Annotated in this window: 13 protein-coding genes; 4 read left to right on the top strand and 9 right to left on the bottom strand. The window is 69.7% G+C overall.

Going from position 1 to position 20,737, the window contains the following annotated elements:
* The first annotated feature begins 154 nt into the window (after positions 1 to 154).
* Together GA0070622_RS14435 and GA0070622_RS14430 are read left to right on the top strand one after the other, a co-directional pair.
* Complete coding sequence (locus GA0070622_RS14435) at positions 155 to 1,651, top strand: alpha/beta hydrolase (protein ID WP_218060590.1); 1,497 nt, start codon at positions 155 to 157, stop codon at positions 1,649 to 1,651.
* 314 nt (positions 1,652 to 1,965) lie between these two features.
* Entirely contained in the window at positions 1,966 to 2,616 is a 651-nt protein-coding gene (locus GA0070622_RS14430) for a DUF3159 domain-containing protein (protein ID WP_091573761.1), read from the top strand.
* A 63-nt stretch (positions 2,617 to 2,679) separates the two neighbouring features.
* On the opposite strand, the gene GA0070622_RS14425 is transcribed toward GA0070622_RS14430, so the two are convergent.
* The gene (locus GA0070622_RS14425; protein ID WP_091573760.1) at positions 2,680 to 3,411 is read right to left on the bottom strand and encodes a MerR family transcriptional regulator; all 732 of its coding nucleotides are present in this window, start codon (positions 3,409 to 3,411) and stop codon (positions 2,680 to 2,682) included.
* 40 nt (positions 3,412 to 3,451) lie between these two features.
* Entirely contained in the window at positions 3,452 to 4,720 is a 1,269-nt protein-coding gene (locus tag GA0070622_RS14420) for an FAD-binding oxidoreductase (RefSeq protein ID WP_091573759.1), read from the bottom strand.
* Positions 4,721 to 4,790: 70 nt separating this feature from the next.
* Here GA0070622_RS14420 and GA0070622_RS14415 point away from each other — a divergent pair, with 70 nt between their 5' ends.
* Complete coding sequence (locus tag GA0070622_RS14415) at positions 4,791 to 5,396, top strand: TetR/AcrR family transcriptional regulator (protein WP_091573758.1); 606 nt, start codon at positions 4,791 to 4,793, stop codon at positions 5,394 to 5,396.
* Between the two features lie 125 nt (positions 5,397 to 5,521).
* Here the strand turns inward: GA0070622_RS14415 and GA0070622_RS14410 are convergent, their stop codons facing one another.
* Both GA0070622_RS14410 and GA0070622_RS14400 read right to left on the bottom strand, forming a co-directional pair.
* Positions 5,522 to 5,992: a hypothetical protein gene (locus GA0070622_RS14410; protein ID WP_091573757.1), complete on the bottom strand. Its 471-nt coding sequence runs from the start codon at positions 5,990 to 5,992 to the stop codon at positions 5,522 to 5,524.
* 346 nt (positions 5,993 to 6,338) lie between these two features.
* Positions 6,339 to 7,643, bottom strand: a complete 1,305-nt coding sequence (locus GA0070622_RS14400) for an FAD-binding oxidoreductase (protein WP_245666607.1) — start codon at positions 7,641 to 7,643, stop codon at positions 6,339 to 6,341.
* A gap of 383 nt (positions 7,644 to 8,026) precedes the next feature.
* Here GA0070622_RS14400 and GA0070622_RS14395 point away from each other — a divergent pair, with 383 nt between their 5' ends.
* On the top strand, positions 8,027 to 9,688 hold the full coding sequence (locus GA0070622_RS14395) for an amino acid adenylation domain-containing protein (RefSeq protein WP_176710485.1): 1,662 nt from the start codon (positions 8,027 to 8,029) through the stop codon (positions 9,686 to 9,688).
* 223 nt (positions 9,689 to 9,911) lie between these two features.
* Here GA0070622_RS14395 and GA0070622_RS14390 read toward each other — a convergent pair whose 3' ends face one another.
* The 5 genes from GA0070622_RS14390 to GA0070622_RS14370 form a co-directional block, all read right to left on the bottom strand.
* Positions 9,912 to 10,757 carry a class I SAM-dependent methyltransferase gene (locus GA0070622_RS14390; protein WP_245666283.1) on the bottom strand — a complete coding sequence of 282 codons (846 nt, stop codon included), beginning with the start codon at positions 10,755 to 10,757 and terminating at the stop codon, positions 9,912 to 9,914.
* Between the two features lie 69 nt (positions 10,758 to 10,826).
* A complete protein-coding gene (locus GA0070622_RS14385) occupies positions 10,827 to 11,045 on the bottom strand; it encodes an MbtH family protein (RefSeq protein WP_091573754.1) in 219 nt (72 codons plus the stop codon).
* Entirely contained in the window at positions 11,042 to 11,770 is a 729-nt protein-coding gene (locus GA0070622_RS14380; protein WP_091573753.1) for an aspartate/glutamate racemase family protein, read from the bottom strand. The genes GA0070622_RS14385 and GA0070622_RS14380 overlap by 4 nt, the downstream gene beginning before the upstream one ends.
* A complete protein-coding gene (locus tag GA0070622_RS14375) occupies positions 11,767 to 18,870 on the bottom strand; it encodes an amino acid adenylation domain-containing protein (RefSeq protein WP_091573752.1) in 7,104 nt (2,367 codons plus the stop codon). Before GA0070622_RS14375 ends, GA0070622_RS14380 begins: the two co-directional genes overlap by 4 nt.
* Positions 18,867 to 20,720, bottom strand: coding sequence for a non-ribosomal peptide synthetase (locus GA0070622_RS14370; protein ID WP_245666281.1), 1,854 nt, complete (start codon positions 20,718 to 20,720; stop codon positions 18,867 to 18,869). Before GA0070622_RS14370 ends, GA0070622_RS14375 begins: the two co-directional genes overlap by 4 nt.
* Positions 20,721 to 20,737: the final 17 nt, after the last annotated feature.

Raw genomic sequence — 20,737 nt, 5'->3', positions numbered from 1 at the left:
CGTAGCGGCACACTCAACCCCGCCCGGGTGTGATCTGTTCGACGACGTCCGGAGATGCGAACCGACGTCTGCCGTGCCGCATTTGACTGTGCCCCGAGGGCACAGGTTCGCATGGGTGCGAACCCGCTGAACGTGGGTCGGACAGGAGATGAGAATGTCGCAAAGACGCGCGATGGCCCTGGTGGGGACGCTGGGACTGGTCGGGGCCCTGGTCTCGGTGATTCCGGCGACCGCCGGCGGGGCGCCGGCGGGACCGGCCGCGGCGGGTCCACGCTGGACGGCTTGCCCGAAGGACGTGGTGGTGCCCCCGACGGTTCAGCTGCCGGTGCAGTGCGCGACGGTGCCGGTTCCGTTGGACTACCAGGACCCGGACGGCACCCAGATCGAGCTGATGGTGTCGCGGATCGCGAGCACGAAACCGGAGAAGCGACGCGGCGTGCTGATGTTCAACCCGGGCGGGCCGGGCGGCACCGGGCTCGACCAGCCGGCCTTCCTGGTCTCGAAGGGGCTGCCGACCGGCGTCACGGACGCCTACGACCTGATCGGCATGGACACCCGGGGCGTCGGGCACTCGTCGCCGGTGAGCTGCGGCTTCACCGCCGATGACGCCTACTGGGCCAACATCCCGCCGTACGCGCCGGACGACGCCGCGGTGGTCCGCCAGGCGGAAATCGCCGAGGACGTCGCCGAACGCTGTGCGGCCAACGACACCGAGGGCCGGCTGCGCCACCTCACGACCGCGAACATGGCCCGCGACCTGGACCGGATCCGCGCCGCGCTCGGCGAGAAGACGGCCAGCTTCTACGGGGCGTCCTACGGCTCGGCGCTCGGTGCCGCGTACACCTCGATGTTCCCGGCCACCACCGACCGGGTGGTGCTGGACAGCATCGTCGGCGACACCCACCTCGACCAGGCCGGACTGCGCCGGTTCGCGCTCGGCATGGAGCAGACGCTCCCCGACTTCGCGGCGTGGGCGGCGAAGCGGCACGAGTCCTACGGCCTCGGCCGCACCCCGCGGCAGGTACGCCGGACCTACCTCACGCTCGCCGAGCGGCTCGACGAGACGCCCGCCGCCGACGGGCTCACCGGTGCCGTCTTCCGGCAGATCACCTTCGGCTCCCTCTACAACCCGATCCAGTACCCGAGCCTCGCGCGGATCTGGCAGACCTACCTGAACCCCGGCGAGGCGCCGCGGGCGAAGGCGGCGACCGCCCCCAACCCGCAGGACAACGCGCTTACCGTGTTCCTCGCCGTCACCTGCAACGACGTCGCGTGGCCCGAGGACGTGGACACCTACCGGCGGGCCGTCGCGCAGGACCGCAAGCGGTTCCCGCTGTTCGGCGCGGCCAGCGCCAACATCACCCCCTGCGCCTTCTGGACGCACGAGCCGGCGCAGCCGCCGGTCGCGGTGAACGACAAGGGACCGCGCAACGTGCTGATCCTGCAGAACCGGCACGACCCGGTCACCCCGCTCGCCGGTGGCAGGCTGCTGCGGGAGAAGTTCGAGAAGCGCTCCCGGTTGGTCACCGTCGACGGGAGCGGGCACGGCGTCTACGTGCTCGGTGGCAACGCCTGCGCGCTGAACCTCGCCACGTCGTACCTCGTGGATGGCACGATGCCGGCCGGCAACCGGACCTGCCGGCGCGGCTGACGTTGACCGTGCCCTTGGGGCACGGTGTGCAGTGGCAAGCAGTACGGGATCCGGCATGTCGTCCGGCTGCTGCGGATCCGTCGCCTGGTGGACCTGGGCGTGTCGCTTGCGACATCGCCGTGGCGTGGGAATCGGTCGAGGGCGCGGAACAGACGTTCCGCGCCCTCGACGTCGAACTCGCGGCCGGCATCGAGCGGCGGCAGCGGTCGCGCCGCCGGTCGTGAGGTCGGACACACCGTGCCGCGCGTGCTTGAGTGTGCCGCTGCGGCACACCGGCTAATTGTCCAATGCCGAACGAGGTCGACCCAGATGTGATGTCGGAGCGGGACCGTGGGCCCACTCCTCCCGACGGCACCGCCCAGCCCGCCGACACCGTCCTGCGGCAGATGGGCGGCCCGGCCGGGTTCGTCTACTCCACGGTCCCGGTGATCGTGTTCGTCACGGCCGACGCGTTCCTGCCGCTGCCGGTGGCTGTCGGTGTCGCGGTCGCGACCGGGCTGGCGTTGTTCATCCTGCGGTGGTTGCGCGGCGAGCGTCTCGTCTCGGCGGTGGGCAGCCTGCTCGGTGTGGCGGTGGCCGCCGGGATCGTCGCCTGGACCGGCTCCGCGCGAGACTTCTTCGTGATCGGGATCTGGGCCTCGCTGGCCGGATTCGTCGTCACGTCCGGGTCGGTGCTGGCTCGCCGGCCGCTGACCGGTGTCATCTGGAACGCCCTGCACGGCGGCACGCACGCATGGCGATCCGACCGAGCCGTACGGGTGGCACACGATGTCGCGACCCTCGCCGCGGCGTCGGTGTTCGGGTCCCGCTTCGCGGTCCAGCAGTGGCTCTACCTGGCCGACAGCACCGGTGGGCTGGGCCTTGCCCGAGTTGTCATGGGCACTCCGCTCACCGTACTGGCCGCGCTGGTCGTCGTGTGGAGCTTCCGGCGCAGCACCAGACGTCTCGTCGCGGCCCGCCGCTGACCACGTGCGGTCCACCGGCACCCGTCCCCGGCCCGCTCGCCGCGCGCCGGTCGGTGCCGTCGATCAGTCCCGCGGTTCGGACAGCAGGCGGTGGGTGCGCCGCAGGACGTCCAGCTGCGCCGGGTTGTAGAGCTCCGACAGGGCCTTGCCGACGGCTTGTTCGACGTAGCGTGCGCTGTACCGGGTGCCGGCGTTCGTGATCCGCACTCCGGGGTTCTCCGCGAGCAGCGTGCGCACGTAGGGGGCCAGGTCCCGGGCCACGGCCGCGCGAGCCTGCGCGTCGGCGTCCGCGGGAAGGGTGTCGAACCGCTCGGCCACCGGGTCGGTGACGGGCTTGCGCAGCATGTCCCCCCAGGCCCGCATGGTGTCGGCGCCGAGCACGCGGGTCAGCACGACGACGAACGAACGGTCGGCCGGCGGCATCGTCGACACGACATCGGGTGTGACGACACCGGGTGGCAGTTCCGCCGGTGTGGGCTGTCGCAGGATGACGCCGAGTTCGAGGCGGGCCCGCTGGAGCCGTTCGATGGTGGTCGCGAGCTCGGCGTCGAGGGTGCGCAGGGCCTCCACGGGCTGATTGTCGGTGTCCTGCATGGTCGCGATCTGCGACAGCGAGAAACCCAACTCCGTCAGGCGCCTGATGCGCAGGATCCGGACGAGGTGGGCAACCCCGTACTGCTTGTAGCCGTTGGTGCGCCGGGGTGGTTCGGTCAGCAGCCCGATGTCGTGGTAGTGGCGTACCGCCCGCAGCGTGGTGCCGGCGAGTTGGGCGATCTCCCGGGTGCTCCAGCCCACTGCGCACCTCCGTTCGATGGTGGATCCTCGGCGCCGGCCGTCAGAGCCTTCCCGGGGCGTGGAACACCAGTTCGGGGTCGTACCGCTTCTTGGCGGAGAGCAGGCGCTCGGCGTTCGGCCCGAAGGCTGCGGCGGTGCGCTCGGCGTCGCCCGGACCGAGCAGGTTGGGATAGCCGCCCGGAAGCCGGTCGGTCTTCCGGACCCAGGCCCGGTGCCGATCCTCGGCGGGGTCTCCGGGTTCCCACACCGCGATGGTCTCGACCATCAGGTGCGGCGTCCGGTTGCGGAACGCGGTGGCGTCGGCGGGGACGCGAGCGGCCGCGCCGTGGAGGCTGTGCAGCGAGATCGCCGACAGCGGCGAGGTCTTGGCGTCGGCGGCGTCGAGCAGGATCTCCTGGACCGTACGGTCGAGTCCGGTCACCGTGCGCGCCCCGATCTCGACGTGGCGACCCGCCGGGAACATCGCGTCGATCTGTGCGAGCTGGTCGGGCATCGTGGTCGGGCCGAACTGCGCCGTCAGCGGCTCGCCGAGCTCGGTGAGCCGCTGGAGCACCTTGGTCCCGGCCTCGGGCTCACCGCACCAGGTCGGCGCGACGAACAGCGCCGACCCACCGGTCGGGGCGGTGATGAAGCCGGCCTGCACGGTCAGCTCGTCCGGCCCGCGTAGCAGCGACTCCTCCAGCTCCGGCAGCACGTCGGAGCCGAACATGATCATCCCGGCCAGGATCGTCGGCACCGCGTGCAGCCGGATCCGCATCGAGGTGACGACGCCGAAGTTGCCGCCTCCGCCGCGCAGGGCCCAGAGCAACTCGGGGTCGCGCTCCTCGTCCGCGGTGACCGACGTGCCGTCGGCGAGCACCACGTCGGCCGACAGCAGGTTGTCGGCGGCAAGGCCGAACCGGCCGCTCAGTGGACCGTACCCACCGCCGAGCGTCAGGCCGGCCATGCCGACCGAACCGGCCGTCCCGGTGACCGCGACCAGACCGGCCCGCTGCGCGGCCGCGGCCACGTCGGCCGACGTGGCACCGCCGGCCACGGTGGCGACCGCGGTTTCCGGGTCCACGCTCACCCGCCGCATCGGGCTCAGGTCCAGCGTCAGCCCGCCGTCGGTCAGCGCGCGACCGGCCCAGTCGTGCCCGCCGCCGCGCACCGACAGCGGGAGGCCCTTCTCCCGGGCGGTCCGCACCCCGGCCTGGACGTCAGCCGTGGTGGCGCACCGAAGGACGGCGAGCGGACGTCTGGTCACCGCACCGTTCCAGATCGTCCGCGCTGCTTCGTACTCCGTGCCGGACGTCAGCATGTCACCCATTTGATCAGAGTAGCCACTCACTCGTCAGAGACCAACTCTGACGAATGGCGGAGGCTATGCTCACACGACCATGACCGAAGCACCGAGGAGCCGTCGGGCCGAGTACGCCGCGGCCACCCGCGCCGCCATCATCGAGGCGGCGCGCTCACTCTTCGCCCGCAACGGCTACTTCGCCACGAAGATCGAGGACATCGCCGCGGAGGCCCGCGTCGCACCGGCCACGGTCTACGCGGTGACCGGCGGCAAGCAGGGGCTGGTCCGGACGCTCGTCGACCTGTGGAGCCAGGCGCCGATCGTGGCGCAGACCCTCTCCCGGCAGGAGACGCTCACCGACCCGGACGAGATCCTGCGGGACACGGCAGCTACGGTTCGGGCCATGCGCGAGACGTACGGCGACATCATGCGGCTGATGCTGACGACCGCGCCGCACCACGCCGAGGTCGCCGACAGCCTGCGGGTGGCCACCGGACGCTACCGCGACGCCGTCGAAGCCGTCGCCGTGCGACTCCGCGACGTCGGCGGCTTGAGGGCGGGAACAACAGTCGCGGAGGCGACCGACATCCTCTGGTTCTACTTCGGATACTCCGGTTACTTCACCCTGCTCGACGACAACGGGTGGACCTACGAGCAGGCGGAACGCTGGCTGGTCGCCCAGGCCACGGCCGCTCTTCGCTGAGACGTACCAGCGCTCGACGTCGAACCGGATCACCCATCGGCCTTCAGGACCGAAGCGCCGGCACCAGGGTGCAGGTCCACTCGCTACGCGGCACGAGCGGACGGGCCCTGCTTGCCAGGGCTCGCCTAGAGCGGATCCAGGAGCAGCATGCCGTCCGGTGAGTAGAAGTAGGCGCGCTTGTGTCGAGCCCAATCGTCGATCTTCGGGTCTCCCGACTGCGACAACCACTCAGACAGACGCGCGTGCTCGTCGGTGTAGCCGTTCGTCAGGAGCCACTGAAGCGTGTCGCCCCGGCCCGCTCCGAAGATGGCCTGGGCGTCGAAGCCGACGCCGAGGTCCATGTCGCCAGTGCGGAACTTCGCCCCATACAGGCGGGGCGAGTCCGTGGGATCGCCGACAAGGAACAGCAGAAGGGCCGTCACGTATATCTGCTCGTACTCGTCGCCCTCGCCCTCGTCCGGGCCTTCGCGCCACGCCCTTTCGCGGTCGAAGATCTCGCGGAGCATCGCGTGGTGAGGGCCAGGATCATCGACGTCAACCATCCGGAGCGCCTCCCGACGCGAAGCCGGACTTGAGAGGTCCAAGGACTCGGCCACATGCGCACGCTAGTCGGGGATCCGCTCATCGGCACATCGGACGCTGGCGAACGGCGCCGACAGCACGTGGGTGACGAGCGCTTCGCGGCATGAGGGCCCACCCGCATCCGTCCGCACGTCCCGGCACATCGAGTTCGACCGGCACGCCGGAGAGCAGCCGCAGGGCCTCGTCGACCCGGGCTTCGCCGGTGGGGACGTCGTCGGGCCGACGTTCAGCAGTGGTCATCGAGACCATCGAAGGTCCCGGACGGATCCGGACCCGCAGGTGCATGCCTGACGCTCATCCGCCGGGATACGAAACCGCCTGGCACGCCCCACCAGCCGGGGGGGAACTCCAGAGCAGGACTTAGGCAATCTGCTGATCTTCGGCGAGCGAGCGCTCCGGTGCGATGTTCTGGTTGTGCCGCAGCAGGTTGTCCGGGTCGTAACGCCTCTTGATCTCAGCGAGCCTCCGGTAACGGTCGGCACCATATATGTCGATCGAACCGGAACTCGGCTGGTCCTGCACGTAATTGACATAGGAACCGCCGTAGTGCCATTTGTCGAGCCTCGCGATGCTGCGGCGGGACCAGGCCGCTTCTTCGTCGTCGGCGTTGGGATCCGTCCAGTGCGCGGAGGCGGTGTACATGTACGGTGCCGCCCGCCACGGAAAGGCCGAATCCTCATCCGGAACGTCCGTGATCGCGCCGCCCAGGTATTCGAAATCAACGCAGGACCGCGGGGAGCGGATCTCCTCGGCGTTACGGACCATCGCCTCGGCGACAGCGGGGCTGATCTCACCGAGATAGCAGGACTTGGTGAAATAGCGATGCCCATGCGGCTCACTGTGGTCGCCGAGGGCTTGGAGGTCGGAGAAGGAGAGCACCCGCTCCAGCCTCCCCGCCGGGGCGAACTTGTCGAACAACGGTCTGACAGCGTCGTCTCCGTCACCTGGGTCACCGAACCAGGCCGCGGTCAAGTGCAACGTGGGTCGGCCCCGGAGCTTCGCGGGGATCCAGTCCTGCTCCGAGGCGATCTTGAAGGCCCCGACTGTGTGCAACTCCGCCGACTGCTGTTCGGCGAACTCACGATAGGCGGCCAGCGCATCGACACCGTCGCCCATCGAATAGACCCCGGTGCGATGGACGACCGGACCGACCGGACGGAGGCGAAGTGTGAAGCGAGTGACGACGCCGAAGTTGCCACCGCCACCTCGCAGTGCCCACAGCAGCTCGCTGTGCGCGCTCTCGGTGGCCTCGACTATCGAACCGTCCGCAAGCACGACTTCGGCAGCCAGGATGTGGTCGCAGGTGAGGCCCCATCGGCGAGCGAGCCAGCCGTACCCGCCCCCCAACGCGAGTCCACCCAGGCCGGTGTGTGAGACCACCCCGGCCGGACACGCGAGACCATGGGGGGTGGTGGCGGCATCGAGATCCCGCAGCAGGCATCCACCCTGCGCCCTCGCCGACCGAGCCGACGGATCGACCGAGACACCGCGCATCAGCGACAGATCGATCATCACCGAGGCGTCCGAGACAGCCCTACCCGCGACGTTGTGGCCGCCCCCGCGCACGGTGACGGCGAGACCGGCAGACCGCGCGTAACGCAGAACGGATGAGACTTCGACCGCATTGACGCACCGGGCAATTAGCGCTGGGCGCCGATCGTGCACCGCGTTCCAGACACGCCTATGCTCATCGTACGACTTGCTGTCCGGCCCGAGAATGCGATCGCCCAGGAGCGAATGAAGAGCAGTTACTGCCAGCCCCGCGTCAGTCAAAATCAGCCCTTTTCGGATTTGGTGACTGCGTCGCCAACTCTCATTGACAGCGCTCCACCGGCTGAGTGTAGGGAACGGCGCGGTCGCTGTCGACACCTTCGAGGATCGTCAGGCGCTATCGGTGTCCGCTGTGGAGCGCCGTATGCTCGGCGTAGCGCCCAGTCGGCGAGCGTCGCTCGTCACATCCGTTCGCGACTACGCTTACCGACCGAAGTGGACGTCGTCCCGCGGTGAGTGGCGGCGTCCCGGGCAACCGCCGGCCATGTGCCGACCCGTTGGGCAACCGGATCGATGTCCTCAACCTCAACGCACAGCTGAGCGGGTACCCTCTCGGCGATCAGCACGACGACGAGGGCGCCTCGGCCGGGGTGCCCTGCCGTGCACCTGGCGGACCTGAGGAGCGGTGCATCGTGGAGTACCCGCACGAGACGTTGGATGACGTGCTACGCCACGGCGCCGCCGCATGGCCCGGCCGTCCGGCCCTGATCGGAGAGGCGGTCCGGCTCTCGTACGCCGAACTCGACGCCCGTGTCGACGCGCTCGCCTCGGCACTGACGGAGGCCGGGCTGGCACCCGGCGACAGCGCGGCCGTCATGGCGGACGGATCTGCTGGGGCGGTGCTCGCGCTGGCCGCGACGATGCGCGCCGGCGCCTGCGCGGTACCGCTCGACGCGGCCCATCCCGACGCCCGGCGTGCCGAGGCCATGCGCGACGCCGGATGCCGGTTGGTGGTCTCCCCCGACCTCGTCGCCACGACCGGAGCCGCGCCAGCCGGGGCACGCCCGGACGCTCCGGCGTACGCGATCTACACATCCGGCTCTGCCGGTCGTCCCAAGGCCGTCATCGTCGGGCACGCCGCCGCGGCCCGGCACGCCGCCGCTGCCGCCGATCTCTTCGGGCTGACGCCTGGCGACCGGGTGCTGCAGTTCGCGTCGCTCAGCTTCGACGTCGCTCAGGAGGAGATCTGGCCGACCTGGTTGGCGGGGGGCACGGTGGTGATCCGGCCCCGCGAACTGCCTCATGCCGCGGCCCTCGGGCGGCTCGTCGCGGAGCACGGCATCACGGTCCTCCAGCTGCCGACGGCGTACTGGCGGGCGCTGCTGGCGGACGCGGCGCTGATCAGTGCGTCCGACCTTCGAACGCTGCGGCTGATGGTGATCGGCGGGGAGGCCGCGTCGCTCGCCGATGTCCATCGGTACCGCGACAGTCCGTTCCGCGGCATCGACCTGGTCAACGGCTACGGGCCCACGGAGTGCGTGGTGACGGCCACGGCGTTCCGGCTCGCCGGGAACGACCCACTACCGGCCACGGGCGGCGGTCTGCCGATCGGTTCGGCCGTGCCCGGCCGGCGGCTGTGGATCCTGGACGACGCCGGCCACCCGGTGGTCCCGGGTTCGGCCGGCGAACTGTACGTCGGCGGCGTGCTGGCCGACGGCTATCTCAACCAGCCCGAGCTGACCGCGGAGCGCTTCCGCGAGATCCAGGTCGGCGGCGAGCGCCAGCGCACGTATCGGACCGGCGACCTCGTCCGCGAGTGCGAGCCCGGCGTCCTCGAGTTTCTCGGGCGGCTGGACAACCAGGTCAAGGTGCGCGGCTATCGCGTCGAACTGGAGGAGATCGACGCGGCACTGCGGGACTGCCCCGGTGTCCAGGACGTCGCCAACGTGCTGATACCGGGACCCTCCGGTGAGCCGATGCTGGCCACGCTGATCGTCGGCGACGCCGCATCGGTCATCCCCGAGGCGTCCCGTCGCCTGCCGGCGTACATGATCCCTACGGCGACCGTCACCGCCGAACGACTGCCGCTGACCACCTCCGGCAAGATCGACCGGCCTGCCGTTCAGACGCTCGTGGCCGAGGCCCTGGCCGCACGCTGGTCAGCGCGGGCGGGGAAGACGGCCGGAACATCCTCACCCAGGCCCACCGGAGGTAACTGAGCACTCGTCGCAGCTGGCCGGACGTGTGCTCGACACGCGGGCGGCCCTGATCGACGGCATGGCAGCCCGGCGCGCAGGAGCACGCGCACCGGGCTGCCTGCTCTGCGGTGGCCGCACACCCGACCACCGCCCGACGCCACCGTCCGCCCGGGCACCGACGTGCGTCACATGCCGGAATCCGTCCACCGCCGTTCCGCGACCGGATCGCACACCCACGGACGGGTCATTTGACCGCTCGTACGACCGCCATTGAATTGCTCCACCAGTAATGGCAGTCCTCGGGCGGCAGCAGGTCACGCACCACCTCGACAGAGAAGCTGCTGAAGTGCTCAAGCAGTCGCCTCTGGTGCCGCCGACTCAGCGAGTCGATTTCGTTGCTGTAGTAGCTGAAAACCCCGCCTGGCCTCAGGTGGGCGGCCGCGTGCGGGAAGAAATGGGCGGCGAAGGTGACATCGTCGACGACGTACCTCATGAACTCGTCCTCGTCAGCCGGATACGTGTCGAAGAAGATGCCGTCGTAGAGACCGAGGGTCGGCAATGTCTCCTGCCACGGTCCGAGGATCAACGTGGTCGTGGCGTCCGGGAAACCGCTCTGCCAATGTGCGAACGCCTCAGCAACGTCCTCGTTGGCCTCCAGGACGGTGTACGAGCGGATGCCCATGTCCTGCATGTACGTCGCCGATATCCCCATCCCGAAACCAATTTCGAGGACGTCGCCACCAGATGCTGCGACCTGAGCGGCCATCGCACGCATCAGCGGCGCCTCCCAGTCCTGCATTACCTGCTGACCTTCGATTATCAACTCGTCGGCCGCATAGTGAGCGTCACTGTCGCGCCATCCCCCGGCGATTGCCGGCCGATCGGACCCGGCGACCAGCCCGGTACTGAGTACATCGAGATGCATGAGATCGTCGACCAGCTCTTCGCCGGCCCGCTGCAACCACCACGCCCGCTGCGCCGCGCGCGGGGTGGGCATGAAGTCGTCGGCCGGCTGAACAGTGACGGCAAGCTTCGCCGAACGGTGTCTGAACAAGGTCCCCTCTTCCGTTGATGCCCATCGCAGTCCCACGCCGTTTCTCCACGACGAAGAAGTGCGGTGCACGTCTGGGCTGATCTGCCACGTGCGAGAGGCGACGCCTCATGGGGCGTCCGAGGCGGCTGCGATCCGGTCTCGGAGGCTCTTGGGGCGCATGTCCGTCCAGAGTTCCTCGATGCGCCTCAGGCAACCATCACGGCTGTCCGGCTCACCGACCGCTCGCCAGCCGGCAGGGACTGGCCGACCCTTGGCCCAGATGGAGTACTGCTCCTCGTCGTTGACCACAACCAGCCACTCGTCAGAGACATCAGTGTTCGTCACAGTCGGACCTCCAGTTCGTCCTTGTTGGTTCGCGGGCTCGTCGCGTCAGCTCGGTAGTTCAGCGCAGCGTGGGCCAGGACGTCGGTGGCGTCCACGATCGGCACGGCCACCTCGACCGCGGGAGCGATCACCGACAACTCGGTGCAGCCCAGTACCACACAATCCGCATCGGGATGGGCTCTCAGCAGTGCGCGTACGCACTGGGTGAACTCCGCACGAGTTCGATCCGACGGTTCGCCGCGCTTGACTCGGTAGATGAAGTCCGTGATCTGGCGCTGTCCGTGCGGATCAGGGTAGATCGCCCTGGTGGCGGAGGAAAAAAGCGGTTCGAAGCTCCGCAGAGCGACGGTGGCCTCGGTGGCCAGGATCAGCGGCCGGCAGAGGTCCGCGCGCTCCAGATGCGCTGCGACCTCCAGCAGTAGATCCACGATCGGAACCCGGGACTCACGCAGCAGATCGGCTCGGTAGACGTGTGTGGTGGCCGACGGAATGGCGATCAGATCCGCGCCGGCCACACACAGCCTGCGGACTGCCTCCTCCAGCGCGGGCAACGGACTCGGCCCGCGTGCCAGCTGATGGTCGATCCGGCTGGGGATCTGTTCCGCGACCAGTATGACGGCCGCGTACTCTTCGTCGGTGACGGCTGGGCACAGATCGAGGATCCGCCGGTAGAAGTGCGCGGCCGCGTACGGCCCGACCCCGCCGACGATGCCGATCCGCTTCATGAGTCAGTTCCCGGGGTTGCGCCGGAGTCGACAGCGAGGACCGCGTCCACGGCGTCGCGCAGCCGAACAGCCACCGTGGCCACGTTCGGCTCGGTGAAGAGATCGTGATGGTTGCCGGGCAGGAGGCTCACATGTATCTCGCCACGAGTCAACTGCTGCCAACTCTCGGGTCTGACCACCGGACGGGACAGACTGGGATGCTGCTCCGAAGCCTTGAACAACCAGATGTCCGCGCCAACCTCGGCCGGTCGGAAGCGATCAGCGGCATGACCGTTGGCCGTGAACACCTCGTACATCCGCCGTAGCGCCGGCGTCTGGGCTCCGGCCGGCAGCCGTGCCCGGTCGACGAGATGTCGCGTCAGCCCGGCGAGAACCTCCTCGAAGTCGGCGTTCCCGCCCTGCCCCTCGGCGGAGATCTCGGCATCCCTCACTCCATGGGAGAGAGAGAACTTCTCCAGATCCGCCACGTTCTCATATCGGTGCTCGGTGGAGTCGACACCGAATGCGCGTGCGTCGATCACACCGAGGAACGCCACCTTCTCACCGGCCGCTTCCAACAGCCGGGTCATCTCCAGAGCGACATTGCCGCCGAACGACCAACCCGCCAGCAGGTACGGCCCGTGTGGCGCCACCGCCCGGATCTCGGACACGTACCGCTGGGCCATGGCGGGGATGTCGGCCAGCGGCGCGACGTCCGTGTTGTACCCGACGGCCTCGATCCCGTAGACCGGCCGCCACCGTCCCCACTCCCGGGCGAGCGCGACATAGCCGCACGCGTCACCGGACTGCGGGTGCACCAGGAACAGCGGAGGACCGCTGAGATCCGGGGCGGTCAGCAGCACCATCAGCCGGTCCTGGGCAGGTTGTCCGGTCCGGGCAGCCAGCGCCTCGATCGTGCGGTGCTGGAAGATCGCGTTCAGTGGCAGCTCGACACCGAATGTCTCCGCGATCGCGTCGATCAGCTCCACGGCCTTGAGCGAATGCCCACCGAGTTCGAAGAAATCGTCACGCACTCCGATCGGGCCGCACCCGAGCACTCTTTCCCACACGGGCACCATGCGCAGCTCAGCGCCATCACGCGGGCCGAGGACCTCACGACCCGGGCCGACGGCCGGCGGGGTGCGGCGTACCAGTTCGGCCCGATCCACCTTGCCGTGCACTGTGCGCGGCAACTCCGTCGCGCGCACGAAGCGCGAGGGGTGATACGACTGCGGCAAGGTTTCGACGACGCTGGCGCGGAGGAGAGAAGCGTCGAAGGGATCGGCGACAACGTGGGCGACCAGCTCCACCCGGTCCCGCTCGCCGACCACCACCACCGCTGCGGCCCGTACTCCCGGCACCGCCAGCAGCGAGGACTCGATCTCACCAGGCTCGACCCGAACCCCGCGAACCTTGACCTGGTGGTCCAGCCTGCCCAGGTAACGGACCTCGCCGTGGTGATCGACACGCGCCAGATCGCCGGTCCGGTACAGCCGTGCCCCCGGTTGGAAGGGATCGGGCACGAAGCGGAGCGCGGTGAGGCCGGGTGCGCCCAGATAGCCGGCCGAGACGCGTGGGCCACCGATCGCCAGCTCGCCGACCGCCCCGCGCGGCAACGGCCGTCCTCCGGCATCGAGGATGAGCACCCGGGCATCGGGTAGCGGTCTGCCGGCAGGTATGTATCCGGCACGCAGATCCGCCTCGGTGACCCGGTGGAACGTGGTGGTCATCGTGCATTCGGTAGGCCCGTACTGGTTCACCACCTCGACCTGGTCTCCCAGGTCGAGGGCGGCCGTCGCCACCGCGGCCGGCAGCTCCTCCCCACTGGTCAGGATCAGACGTAGCCCGGGGCGGCGCGGCAACTGCCTGGCGGCGGTGACCAATGCCCCCAGCATCGACGGCACCATCGACAGCAGCGCGGTGATCTCGTGATCCAGCAACGCCCTCGCGATGGCGCGCTGGTCATGGGTCTCCTGGTCGGGCGTCAGCACGAGCCGCGCGCCGGCCGCCAGTGTGCTCAGGATGTCGCGGACGCTGGCGTCGAAGGACAACGCCGCCAACTGCAGCACCACGTCCCGCTGGCCGAGCCGGTACTCCCTGATCACGTGCCGCAGGTAGCCGGCCGCGGCCCCGTGCCTGGTGGCCACGGCTTTGGGTGTGCCGGTGGAGCCGGAGGTGTAGGTGATGTACGCGATGTCGTCCGGCTCAGGTCCCCGGGTCGTCGGGACACCGCCGGGTGGGCCGTCGGGCTCGATGATCCGTACGGTTTCGGCCAGGGCCGGATCGCCGACCGGCCGGTCGGTGACCACCAGCGGCACATCTGCGAGGAGGCGGCGCAAGCGGGTGGGCGGCTGGAGGGGATCGAGGGTCAGCAGGGTCGATCCGCTGCGCAGGACGGCCAGCATGGCCACGACGAGGTCCGCCGACCGAGGTAGCAGCACGCCGACAAGCACCCCCCGACCAGCACCTGCGCGCTGCAGCTGGACGGCCAGCGCATCGGCCCGACCACGCAGCTGAGCGCCGGTCAGGGTCTGGCCGCCCGCGGTGAGGGTCGGCGCGTCATCCCGAATGCCTCTTTCGACCAGCTCGGTCAAGGTGGTTTCGGGCTCTGTCGGCTCCCCGGGTCGGGTCGGCTGCTCCGCCGGGAGCGGCATCAGCACATCATCCGGCCCGGCAAGCGGCAGCGCGCCGAGCGGATCGTCCGGTGCGGCCACTACGAGGGCCAGAACCCGGCGGAACATCGACACCAGCACCGCTGCCGTCGCCGGGTCGTACAGGCTGGTCGCATACTGCAGGGCTCCGTCGATGTGCTCCGCCGCACGCATCAGCGACATGCTCAGGTCAAGCTTGACCGCGACCTGGCTGGCGTCCAGCGGCTCCGCGATCACCCCCGGCAGATCCACCGTGCTCTCGTCAAAGGCGTCGAGTGCGAACATGATGCCGAACAGCGGGTGCCGGGCCAGGTCGCGCTGCGGGTCCAGCTGTTCCACGAGCCGCTCGAACGGCAGTTGCTGGTGGTCGTGAGCGTCCGCGACGTCCAGGTGCAGCTCGGCCAGCAGGTCGGCGAAACGGTGCTCGGGACGGACGTCGGCACGCACCACCACGCTGTTCAGCAGCGGACCGATCAGCTCGGCGAACTCGGGCCTGCTGCGCCCGGCGCCGGCGATGGGTGTGCCCAGCACGACGTCGGTGGTGCCGGCAAGCAGCCCGACGGTCACCGCGAACGCCCCGAGCAGGACGACGAACGGCGTCGTGCCTCCTCGGTGAGCCAACTGGTCCACCGCCGCGGTCGTCGCCGCGTCCAGCTCGAATCGCAGCTCCGCGCCGTCCTCGACGAACACCGCCGGCCGTGGGCGGTCCGGAGGGATCTCGGTGGCCGAGGCACCGGCCAGGCGCTGCCGCCAATAGCACAGATCGCGTCCATCATCGGTACGCGCCCGCTCCCACCTGGCATAGTCGGCGAACTGGACAGGCGGGCGCCCCGCCGGGGGCTCACCGGCGGCCAGAGCACGGTAGGCCGCATTGAACTCCCGCCACAGGATGGGCATGGAGGATCCGTCGATCACCGCGTGGTGCAGCACGAGCGCCAGTACGTGATCCCCGCCGGAACGTGCCAGCCCGGCGCGCATCAGCGGGCCTTCCGCCAGGTCGAAGGGCTGCGCGGCGATCTCATCCACGAAGGCGACGGGTGTGCGCCGCCCGAGCTCCACCACGTTTGTCCAGAGCGGACGCACCGGATCGATCACCTGGACCGCGCCGTCCCCGAATCGGGTACGCAGGATGTCGTGCCGGGCCACGACCGTCAGCAGGGCTTCGTGCACCAGCACCGGGTCGATCGTGCCTCGCAGCAGGACCGCCACGCTGACGTGGTAGTCGGTGCGGGAGGCGCGCAACCGGTCCAGGAACCAGAATCGCTGCTGAGTCGAGGACAACGGGGACGCGCCGGTGGCCACCGGCAGGTCCGGCTCGTGGTCCGCCGAGTGCGGCCGCTCACCGATGAACTCGCACAGGGCTGCGACAGTGGGATGGGCGAACAGCTGTCGCATCGGAACGTCGGCGCCGAGTTGTTCCCGCACCGCGGCAACCAGCCGCGCGGCCAGCAGGGAATGCCCGCCCAGGGCGAAGAAATCGTCGTCGATCCCGACCCCGTCGACACCCAGCACGCTCGACCATATCGCCGCCACCCGACGTTGCAGCGGAGTCTGTGGGGGCGCCGACGGACGACCGGCGGGCAGCGGGGGCGCGGGTAACGCAGCCCGGTCGAGCTTGCCGTTCGGCGTGATGGGGAGCTGCTCCATCGCGACGACCATGGTCGGGATCATGTAGTCCGGCAGGACCTCCGCCAGGGCCTTCCGGACCCGGGACCAGCCGTCTGATTCGGTGGTACGCCACACGAGGTAGGCAACCAGCACCCGCTCGATGCCCTGCCCGGCGGCGTGCACCGCGGCGTCGGCCACGCTGGGGTGGTCCCGCAACCGAGCTTCGATCTCCTCCGGCTCGACCCGGTAGCCACGGATCTTGAGCTGGTTGTCGGCTCGCCCCAGGAACTCGAGGGCACCGTCGAAGCGGCGGCGAACCAGGTCACCCGTGCGGTACAACCGCTCACCGGGCCGGGTCGGATCGGGTACGAACCGGGCCGCGGTTGCGGCAGGGTCACCGAGATAGCCCCGCGCGAGCCTGCTGCCGCCGATGTACAGCTCTCCGGCAGCGCCCGGCGCCACCGGGCGACCTCCCGAGTCGAGCACCGCGAGCGTCGTGTTGACCAACGGCTCTCCCAACGCGGGAGCGATCTCGGTGTCGGTGGGCACCAGGTACGCGCTGGCGCCGATGGTGGTCTCGGTAGGACCGTAGGCATTCCACAACCGCTCGGTGCGCGCGGCGATGTCCCGGGCGAGGGCGGCGGGTAGGGCCTCCCCACCACTGAGCGCCCGCAGCGGCGCGCCGGACCAGCCGGAGCCGATCAGCAGCGACCACCCGGCCGGGGTCGCCTGCATCACCGTCACCCCGGCCGTCTCGATGACCTCGGCGAGGCGATGACCATCGATGACGGTGTCACGGTCGATCAGCTCCACGCGCGCCCCGACGGCGAGCGGCACCAGGAGTTCCAACACCGCCATGTCGAACGAGATCGTGGTGGTGGCGGCCACCGTGTCCGTCGGATCGATCCCCAGCCGCTCGATCCAGTCGACGGCGAAGCCCGCCAAGCCGGCGTGTCGGACCATCACACCCCTGGGGCGGCCGGTGGAGCCGGAGGTGTAGATGACGTAGGCCAGACCTTCCGGGTCCACCATGCCGTTCTCCACCACAGCAGCGCGGGCCCCGGTGACAGGCAATGACCGCGTCCCCGCCGCGTTCCAGTCCAGCAGCTGCCCTGTCGTGCCGTCGGTCAGCACTACCGAAGTACTGCTGCGCCGCAGCATGTACCCGATGCGCTTCTCGCCGTACGACGGGTCGAGCGGCAGGTAGGCCGCCCCGGCCAGCCAGACACCGAGCAGCGTGGCGACCATCTGTGGTGTGCGCTCGAGGCAGACGCCTACGGTGTCGTCCCGACACACTCCCGCCTCGCGGAGCTGTCCGGCGATTCCAGCCGCGGTGGCCAGCAGCTCCGCGTAGGTGAGCACCCGCGTCCGGTCGCCCACCGCGGGCGCGTCCGGGGTGCGACCGGCCTGTTCGACGATGCGCTGCAGCAAGCTGGCGCCCACGGCACGTTCGGGGCCGGTGAAGACCGGGGGATCATGGGGCCCGAGCAGGGTCGCACCGGTGACCGGCTCGTACGGGCGCTGCGTGACGGTGTCGAGAAGCCGGATGTACAGCTCCGCGACTTTGTCGGCGGTGGCCGCGTCGAGCACGTCGGTGGCGTAGGCCACCACACCCTGAACACTGCCGTCGGGCAACCCGGTGGTCAGCATCATCTCCAGGTCGAACTTGGCGTGGCTCGTCGGAATCGGCACCCTGGCCACGATGGCACCTGGCCACCTGGGCAGCGGTGGCTCGCCCTGTTCCACCGTGATCATCGTCTCGAACAGCGGGTTGCGGTTCCGTGCCTTCTGGGCGCCGACCTGTTTCACCACCTCGGCGAACGGCACCTGCCCCCGAGAGAACCCCTCCAGCGCCGTGCGGCGGGTGCGCCGGATCAGCTCGATGAAGTCCGGCTCGCCGCTCAGGTCGATGCGTAGTGCCAGGACATTGAGAAAGGGGCCGATCACGTCCTGGAGTTCACTGCCCGCTCGGCCCAGCACCGGAGTCCCGACGACCACGTCGCGCTGCCCGCTGAGCATGGCGAGCAGCGCGCTGAAGGCCGCGGTGTGGACCATGAATTCGGTCGCCCCACAGCGGCTGGCGCATCGACGGATCCGGGCCGCCAACGGCGCCGGTACGGTGATCGGCAACTGCGCGCCCGGCCGCTCGCCGGGCGTGCCCCGTGGCCGGTCCAGCGGAAGCTCCAGATCGGGAGCGCCGGTCAGCGTGCGTTTCCAGTAGTCCACATCGTCGGGCGACGGCGCCGCGGCGGCAGCGGCGACATCGGCGTAGCACACCCTCGGGCGTTTCAACAGCGGCGGACCCCCCGCGCTGACCCTGCGATACTGGCCCGCCATCTCCGCCCAGAGCAGCGACATCGACGGCGCGTCGACGGCGATGTGGTGCACAGTCAGCAGGATGAGCCACCGTCGATCGGCTACGCGGTACACATGGACCCGCATCGGCGGCCGGGTCGCGAGGGGTATCGGCTCGGCATCCGCCGTGGCCACCAGGGCAGGAACATCCGGGTGGTCGCGAACGTCGCACAGCAGCACCGGAACCGCGTCGGGCTCATGGACGACCGGCATCGGGGCCCCGCCCCGATCGACGAAACCGGTGCGCAGCACCGGATGCCGGGTCGCCACGGCAGCCACCGCGGTCCGCAGAGCGCGGATGTCGAGCTCCCCGGTGAGCTGGATCGCCTCCGACACGTTGTACTTCGGGGAGCCACCGACGATCCGGTCCTCCAGCCAGAACCACTGTTGCGCCGCGGACACATGGCGAGCCGGATCACCACGGCCGGCGACCTCCGCGGAGTTGGGTTGGACGACGTCGGCGAGCCGGGCACGAGCGGCCCGTAAGCGCTTGTCGAGCTCGCTCATCGCGGGACATCCTCAGGCTCACTCAGCAGTTCGCGTTCAATGGCCAGTGCCAGGTCCGCGATCGTCGGATTGTCAAAGAGCAGCATGAGCGGCAGTTCCAGACCGAGGGCGCGTCGCAGCCCGCTGATGATCTGGGTGCCGAGCAGTGAGTGCCCGCCCAGTTCGAAGAAGTCCGCATCGGCATCGGTGGCCGGCAGGAACCTGGCCCAGACCTCGGCCACCAGCAGCTCGGACTCGCTGTGTGGGGCGCGACCGGCGACAGGCGCCTCGTTCGTCGGTACGGGTAGCCGAGCGCGGTCCACCTTGCCACTGGCCGTGAGCGGCAGCTCCGACAAGGCGATCAGGCGAGCCGGAAGCATGTACCCGGGCAGCCGTTCGATCAGGAAGTAGCGCACCGCCTCGGTGTCGACCATGCCGAAGCGGCCAACCACGTACGCGAGCAACCGCTTGTCATCGGGTTGCGGCTCGTACACCGTCACGACGGCGTCGGCGACCTCGGGATGCCGGGCCAGGGTTCTCTCGATCTCGCCGAGCTCGACCCGGTTTCCCCGGATCTTCACCTGATGATCTCGCCGCCCCAGGAAGGTGATGGCACCATCCGGGCCGCGCACCGCGCGGTCTCCGGTGCGATACAGCCGCTCTCCCGGTACGGCCGGGTCGGGCAGGAACGCCTCGGCCGTCTTCGCCGGGTCGTTCCAGTAGCAGCGGGCCAGCCCGACGCCACCGATGTACAACTCCCCCTCGACCCCGGAGGGCGCCGGCGTGCCGGATTCATCGAGCACGTGCACCCGGTAGTTCGTCAGCGGCTTGCCGATCGGGACCGCGGCCAACCCGGCGTCCTCAGGTGAGCAGGTGTGGATGGTGGCGTCGATGGACGCCTCGGTCGGGCCCCACTGGTTGTGCAGCGAACACTCCGTGCCGCGGAACACCTCGTGGAATCGGCGGACGAGTTCGGGACGCAGAGCCTCACCGCTGGAAATCACGTGTCGCAGCGTCGGCGGTGGGCTCCCGGCGACGTCGTCGAGGAACAGGGCCAGCATGCTGGGCACGAAATGGAGCACGGCCACCTCGTGCGCCGCCGCAGTACGCGCGATAGCTCGTGGATCACGGTGCAGGCCGCGCTCCAGCATCACCACGCGACCGCCGACGATCAGCGGCCAGAAGAGCTCGACCGCGGAGACGTCGAAGCTCAGGACCGTCTTCTGCAGGACGCCCTCGCCGGGATGCAGCTCGTGCCGCTGCTGCATCCAGCGCATCCGGTTCACCCAGCCACGGTGGGTGATGGCCACGCCCTTGGGCTTTCCGGTCGATCCCGAGGTGTAGTAGATGGAGACGAGGTCGTCCGGATCGACCGGGACGGTCAGCGGGTCGCCGGCGTCGCCGGTCACGGGGATCACCTCGACCGCGAGATCGTCGACCGGGCCGCAGGCCGGATTGTCCACGACGCAGTGGTCCGCTCCCGCCTCCGCGAGCATCGAGCGGACTCGCGCGGGCGGAAGATCCGGGTCCAGCGGGATGAACGCCGCTCCCGCGTGCAGCACGCCCAGCAGCGCCACGAGCAGGTTCGGACCCCGGTTGCACCAGACACCGACCGGCGAGCGCGCGGACACGCCCCGCGCGGCGAGTGTGCGGGCGAATCCGCGAGCAGCCAGATCGAGTTCGCGGAAACGCATCTGCTGCGAGCCCGACTCCACCGCGATGGCGTCAGGTGTCCGCTCGGCCTGCGCCTGGATCAGTTCATGCAGAGTGTGCGCGGTGTCGAGATCTTGTTCGAGGTCGTCGGTGGCCTCCGGGGCAGGGGCGGACCGGTGCTCCGCATTCGCCGTGACACCGGAAGTACGCGAAACCACACTCAGCTCCTAGGGTA

This window comes from Micromonospora sediminicola (assembly GCF_900089585.1).
GTDB lineage: Bacteria > Actinomycetota > Actinomycetes > Mycobacteriales > Micromonosporaceae > Micromonospora > Micromonospora sediminicola.
The sequence above is the reverse complement of the archived record's forward strand: the minus strand, read 5'-3'. Positions and strand labels throughout refer to the sequence as shown.

Excerpts from the sequence above, each read along its gene's own strand:
- GA0070622_RS14380 (WP_091573753.1), bottom strand. The coding sequence starts at position 11,770 with ATGAAGCGGATCGGCATCGTCGGCGGGGTCGGGCCGTACGCGGCCGCG.
- GA0070622_RS14435 (WP_218060590.1), top strand. The coding sequence starts at position 155 with ATGTCGCAAAGACGCGCGATGGCCCTGGTGGGGACGCTGGGACTGGTC.
- GA0070622_RS14420 (WP_091573759.1), bottom strand. The coding sequence starts at position 4,720 with ATGGGTGACATGCTGACGTCCGGCACGGAGTACGAAGCAGCGCGGACG.
- GA0070622_RS14430 (WP_091573761.1), top strand. The coding sequence starts at position 1,966 with ATGTCGGAGCGGGACCGTGGGCCCACTCCTCCCGACGGCACCGCCCAG.
- GA0070622_RS14375 (WP_091573752.1), bottom strand. The coding sequence starts at position 18,870 with ATGAGCGAGCTCGACAAGCGCTTACGGGCCGCTCGTGCCCGGCTCGCC.
- GA0070622_RS14415 (WP_091573758.1), top strand. The coding sequence starts at position 4,791 with ATGACCGAAGCACCGAGGAGCCGTCGGGCCGAGTACGCCGCGGCCACC.